The sequence below is a fragment of the Streptomyces sp. NPDC002044 genome (genome assembly GCF_040296725.1).
In the GTDB taxonomy this organism is placed as follows: domain Bacteria; phylum Actinomycetota; class Actinomycetes; order Streptomycetales; family Streptomycetaceae; genus Streptomyces; species Streptomyces antarcticus.
Map to the genome: position 1 here is coordinate 1 of NZ_JBEOXU010000255.1, position 4,974 is coordinate 4,974.

The 4,974-nt window shown below is 74.6% G+C and carries 5 protein-coding genes; 3 read left to right on the forward strand and 2 right to left on the reverse strand.

What is annotated here, in order from left to right:
- Positions 1–23: 23 nt before the first annotated feature.
- Entirely contained in the window at positions 24–263 is a 240-nt protein-coding gene (locus ABT106_RS30960) for a chaplin (protein WP_351284119.1), read from the reverse strand.
- A gap of 209 nt (positions 264–472) precedes the next feature.
- On the opposite strand from ABT106_RS30960, the gene ABT106_RS30965 reads away from it, so the two are divergent.
- Positions 473–1,093 carry an L-threonylcarbamoyladenylate synthase gene (locus ABT106_RS30965; protein ID WP_267719475.1) on the forward strand — a complete coding sequence of 207 codons (621 nt, stop codon included), beginning with the start codon at positions 473–475 and terminating at the stop codon, positions 1,091–1,093.
- A gap of 110 nt (positions 1,094–1,203) precedes the next feature.
- Here the strand turns inward: ABT106_RS30965 and ABT106_RS30970 are convergent, their stop codons facing one another.
- The gene (locus ABT106_RS30970; protein ID WP_351284122.1) at positions 1,204–2,589 is read right to left on the reverse strand and encodes a L,D-transpeptidase; all 1,386 of its coding nucleotides are present in this window, start codon (positions 2,587–2,589) and stop codon (positions 1,204–1,206) included.
- A 403-nt stretch (positions 2,590–2,992) separates the two neighbouring features.
- On the opposite strand from ABT106_RS30970, the gene ABT106_RS30975 reads away from it, so the two are divergent.
- Complete coding sequence (locus ABT106_RS30975; RefSeq protein WP_351284125.1) at positions 2,993–3,934, forward strand: endonuclease/exonuclease/phosphatase family protein; 942 nt, start codon at positions 2,993–2,995, stop codon at positions 3,932–3,934.
- 166 nt (positions 3,935–4,100) lie between these two features.
- A complete protein-coding gene (locus tag ABT106_RS30980; protein WP_351284128.1) occupies positions 4,101–4,868 on the forward strand; it encodes a tyrosine-protein phosphatase in 768 nt (255 codons plus the stop codon).
- Positions 4,869–4,974: the final 106 nt, after the last annotated feature.

The window sequence follows — 4,974 nt, forward strand, 5'->3', positions numbered from 1 at the left end:
GGGGCGGGCCGGGACGCGCTCGGTCAGGCGTTGACGCAGGTGTTGCCGAGGGCCGGGTTCAGCAGGCCGATCACGTTGACGCTGTTGCCGCAGACGTTGATCGGGATGTGCACCGGGATCTGGACGACGTTGCCCGAGAGGACACCCGGCGAGCCGATCGCGACGCCCTCGGCGACGGAGTCCGCCGAGGCCGCGGACGCCCCGCCCAGGACCACGAGGCCGGCTGCCAGGGCAAGGCCCGCACTCTTCCAAACACGCGACACGTGACTTCTCCTCGCTACTGCCGTGGCGGCGCCTGAGCACCGCACGGCCCCGGCAGGGGCCGACACCGTACCTTCGGCGGCCGGGGCGGGCCGGGCCGGGACCCTGCGGCCCCTTTCCCCCGATTTTCCCCCGAACGAAGGCCGTCGGCTCCTCTGTTCGGCGGCAGTCGGCGTGCCGGGGAGTGTGCCGGGTCCCGTACGCTCGGCGGATGGCGAAGTACTTCGACGTTCACCCCGACAACCCCCAGCAGCGCACCATCGGCGGCGTGGCTGACCTCATCCGCTCCGGCGCGCTCGTCGCGTACCCGACGGACTCCTGTTTCGCGCTGGGCTGCGCGCTCGGCAACCGCGACGGCATCAACCGGATCCGGTCGATCCGGAACCTGGACGACCGTCACCACTTCACCCTGGTGTGCCAGAACTTCGCACAGCTGGGCCAGTTCGTGAACTTCGACAACGACGTCTTCCGCGCGATCAAGGCGGCGACTCCGGGGAGTTACACCTTCATCCTCCCCGCGACGAAGGAGGTGCCGCGCCAGCTGCTGCACCCCAAGAAGAAGACGGTCGGTGTCCGCATCCCCGACCACGTCGTCACGCAGGCCCTGCTCGCGGAGCTCGGCGAGCCGCTGCTCTCCAGCACCCTGCTGCTGCCCGACGAGGACGAGCCCCTGACCCAGGGCTGGGAGATCAAGGAACGGCTCGACCACGTGGTGGACGCCGTCGTCGACTCCGGCGACTGCGGCACGCAGCCGACCACGGTCGTGGACTTCTCCAGCGGCGAGGCCGAGATCGTGCGGCGCGGGGCCGGCGACCCGTCCCGGTTCGAGTAGCCGGCCGGGGCCGCCCGCCGGACCGGACCGGCGCCCGCCGGCCCGGTCCGGCCCGGTCCGGGGACCCTCGGGTCGTGGCGTGCGGCCGGCCCGTTCCGGGGGATCCGGGGTCAGGTCGTGGGGTGCAGCCGGGCCGGTGCGGGCGGCCTGCCCGGCCGGTGGGGGTCCGCGCCGGCCAGGGCGCTGCCCGCGAGCCAGGTGTCCCAGTCCACGTTCCAGTCCCCGAAGCCGTTGGCGAAGGGGTCCATCTCCTCTCCCCCGCTGTTGACGACCTCGACGACGTCCCCCTCGCGGACCGTGTGGAAGAACCAGGCCGCGTCCTGCGTGCTCATGCCCGTACAGCCGTGGCTGACGTTCTCCTCGCCCTGCGCCTCGACCGACCAGGGCGCGGCGTGGACGTACTCGCCGCTCCACGTCACCCGGGTCGCGTAGAGGACGGGCAGGTCGTAGAACTCCTTGGTGCCGCGCTTGATGCCGATGGAGTCCCCGCGCATGCGGACCTTGTACTCCTTGCGCAGCACGACCTTGATGCCGCTGCGGGTCAGGAAACCGGCCTTGCCCGTGGTGACGGGGATCGTCCGGACGACCTGCCCGTTGCGGCGCACCGTCATCTCGTGGGCGGCGGCGTCGGTGACGGCCTCGACGCGGTCGCCGACGGTGAACGCGACGCCGTCGGAGGGACCCCCGTAGAGGTCCGCTCCGACCTGTACCCCGTCGAGTCCGCTGCGCACGCGGACCACCGCGTGGGCGGGCCAGTACGCGCGCGGCCGGTAGTGCAGGGTCGATTCGTCGACCCAGTGCCAGGCTCCCTCGACCTGTGGCTCGGACGTCACCTGGAGCGCCTGTTCCAGCCGGGCGCGCGCCAGGAGGTCTCCGGCGGGGACCGGGCGGCTGAGGGCGGCGGTCACGATCTGCCCGGCGCCGTACGTTCCCGGGCGGGGTCCGAAGCCGACCGTCAGCCGGCCCCCGTCGGCGGGCGGCGCGGTCCGGAAGTGCAGGATCGCGGCGACGGGGGTCCCGGCCGCGTCCTGCGCCCCGACCCGCAGGGTGTACGCCTCTCCGGCCCGCAGCGGCTCCGTGTTCAGCCAGCGCCGGCCCTCCTGGGTCAGCTCCCCGGCCAGGTGGCGGCCGCGGCCGTCGCGCACGGTCACGTCGGTGAGCAGGCCCTGGTCCGCCAGACCGATCTCCAGCGGCGCTCCCGCGTCGGTGGGCAGCGCGTCCGCCCGGGCGGCGCGGGCGGCGTCACCGAGCGGCGGCCTGCGCAGTACGGACGCCACCCCGGCGGCCGTGGCCAGCACCCGCTGCTCCCGCCAGCGCTTGCACAGCGCGGGCCGGAAGGTGTGCACGGCGCACCAGCCGTCGGCCTCCCGGGTCCCGTCCTCCAGCGCCCTGCCGACCAGCAGGGTGACCGCCGCCTCCCGGTGCGGGCCGCCGGGGGCCCCGTCCGTGCGGTCCGGTCCGGGCGCGCGGCCCGGGGCCGCCGCGATGAGCAGCATGACCCCCGTGGCGGCGGCCGCCGCGCCCCAGGCCCGGGTGGGACGCGGCCGGCCCGTCCCGGCCCGTCGCGTTCCCCGGGGTTCCGGCGTTCCTTGCGCTCCTTGCCGTCCTTGCCGTCCTTGCGGTTCTCGCGTTCCTTGCGGTTCTTGCGTTCGTGACATGGCCACGCAGCACTCCCAGATCTCACACGGCCGGATGGCAGCATCAAAACGATCGGGAGCCAAAATGATGATCATGAACTCGGCCTTACGGCCGAACGGGCCCGCCAAGAGAACTCGTACGGAGCACTCGCCGTCCGCCCGGCGGGCAGCGGCCGCGGGAACCCGGTCACCGGCCCAGCGCGTCGTCAGCGGCGATCGGGTCGATCACGACGGCTGTCCGAGCGGGGCGGGGGGCGAGGGCATGCGGGGCGGATGGTCCTGGAGGAGGGGGCGGGCGCTCGCCGGGTGCGCCGTGCTCACGGCGGGCCTGCTGGCGTTCCACTCCGCAGTGCCCGATGCCGCGGGGCGCCCGGGGAGCCTGCTGGAGGCGTTCCTGCCCTGGCTCGGGGCGGCGGTCCTGGCGCTGGCCGCACTGGCCCTGTGGCGCCGCTCCGCGGCCGCGGCCGCGGCCGTGGCGCTGCCGGCGGCCGTGTGGGCGTACCTCTTCGGCGGGCTGCTGCTTCCGGCGGAGCGGGCGGAGACCGACATCGTGACGGTCCAGCACAACGTCGGCGACGAGAACCCCGACCCCGAGGGCACCGCGCGGGCCCTGGTCGCGGCCCAACCCGGGCTGATCGCCCTGGAGGAGCTGACGCCCGCCGCACTGCCCGCCTACGCGTCGGTCCTGGCGGCCGGCTACCCCCACCACGCGGTCGAGGGCACGGTCGGACTCTGGTCCGCGTACCCGCTGACGGACGTGCGGCGCCTCGCCATCCGGCCGCGGGGCATCGGCGAGGACTGGAACCGGGGACTGCGCGCCTCGGTCCGTACGCCGCACGGCGAGATCGCCGTGTACGTGGCCCACCTGCCCTCGGTCCGCCTCGGGCCGCGCGGTTTCGACTCCCGGTTCCGGGACGAGAGCGCCGGCCTGCTGGGCGCGGCCGTCGCGGCCGAGCGGCTGGACACGGTGGTCCTGCTCGGCGACCTGAACGGCACGGTGGACGACCGCGGGCTCGCCCCGGTCACCTCGCGGCTGGACGCCCCGCGCCGGGGCCTCGCCTTCAGCTGGCCCGCGGCGTTCCCCGTCGCGCGCATCGATCAGGTGCTGGCCCGCTCGGCGACCGTACGGGACGTCCGGACCCTCCCGGCGACGGGCAGCGACCACCTCCCGGTAGCCGCCCGCATCCACCTCGGCCCTCCGTGACCGCATCCCTGACGGCACGTCCTGTCTCCTGTCTCCTGTCTCAACGGGGTCAACGGGTTCGGGAAGACCCCCGCGTCGGCGGCGCCCTCCGGTACGTGTGCGCGCCGCACACCTCGGGCGGGGCCCGGGCGGAGGGCGCGGCGGTCTTCCTCGTAGGGTGCCGGGGATGAACCGACACCTGTCTTTCGAGCGGCTCCACAACTTCCGCGATCTGGGCGGCTATCCGGCCGCGGACGGCCGAACGGTGCGGTGGGGGCGGCTGTTCCGAGCCGACTCGCTCGGCAAACTGGAGGGCGGCGACTGGGAGCGCTTCCTCGGCCTGGGCATCGAGACCGTCATCGACCTGCGCTACCCGTGGGAGATCGAGTCCAAGGGCCGGGTACCCGGGCATCCGTCCTTCGCCTACCACAACCTCAGCGTCGAGCACCGCCCCTACGACCAGGCCGCCCTGGGCCCCGATGTGGAGCCGGGGCCCTACCTCGCCGAGCGCTACGTGGAGGTCGCCCACGACGGCGTCGCCGAACTCCGCCTGGCCCTGCAGGTGCTGGCGTCCCAGGACGGCCCCGCGGTCTTCCACTGCGCGTCCGGGAAGGACCGGACCGGTCTGCTGGCCGCGCTGGTCCTGGCCCTGCTGGGGGTGTCCGAGCAGGACATCGTGGACGACTTCGCGCTCACCGGGCTCGCCACCGGCCGGCTCCTCGACGACTGGCGGGCCGGGCACCCCGGCCGCACGCGGGTCTGGCCCGGCTACGGCCGCGCGCCCGCCGAGGTGATGAGCCTGTTCCTGGCTGCCCTGGCCGCGGAACACGGGTCCGTGCACGGCTACGCGGCGGACCTGCTCGGCGCCGACGCCGCCCTGGTCGAGGCCCTGCGCGTGCGCCTGCTCGAACCCGCCGCCGGGGCTCCCGCGCACGGGGACCGCGCGCAGCGCTGAGCGCCGCCCCCTCCTACACCTACCGCGTGACCGCGACCGACGCCGCCGGCAACACCAGCGCGCTGTCGGCCACCGTCTCGGTGACGGTCCCGGTCTCGGTCCAGTC

Coding starts and splice junctions, on each gene's coding strand:
- ABT106_RS30965 (WP_267719475.1), top strand. CDS start 473: ATGGCGAAGTACTTCGACGTTCACCCCGACAACCCCCAGCAGCGCACC.
- ABT106_RS30970 (WP_351284122.1), bottom strand. CDS start 2,589: ATGCTGCTCATCGCGGCGGCCCCGGGCCGCGCGCCCGGACCGGACCGC.
- ABT106_RS30975 (WP_351284125.1), top strand. CDS start 2,993: ATGCGGGGCGGATGGTCCTGGAGGAGGGGGCGGGCGCTCGCCGGGTGC.
- ABT106_RS30980 (WP_351284128.1), top strand. CDS start 4,101: ATGAACCGACACCTGTCTTTCGAGCGGCTCCACAACTTCCGCGATCTG.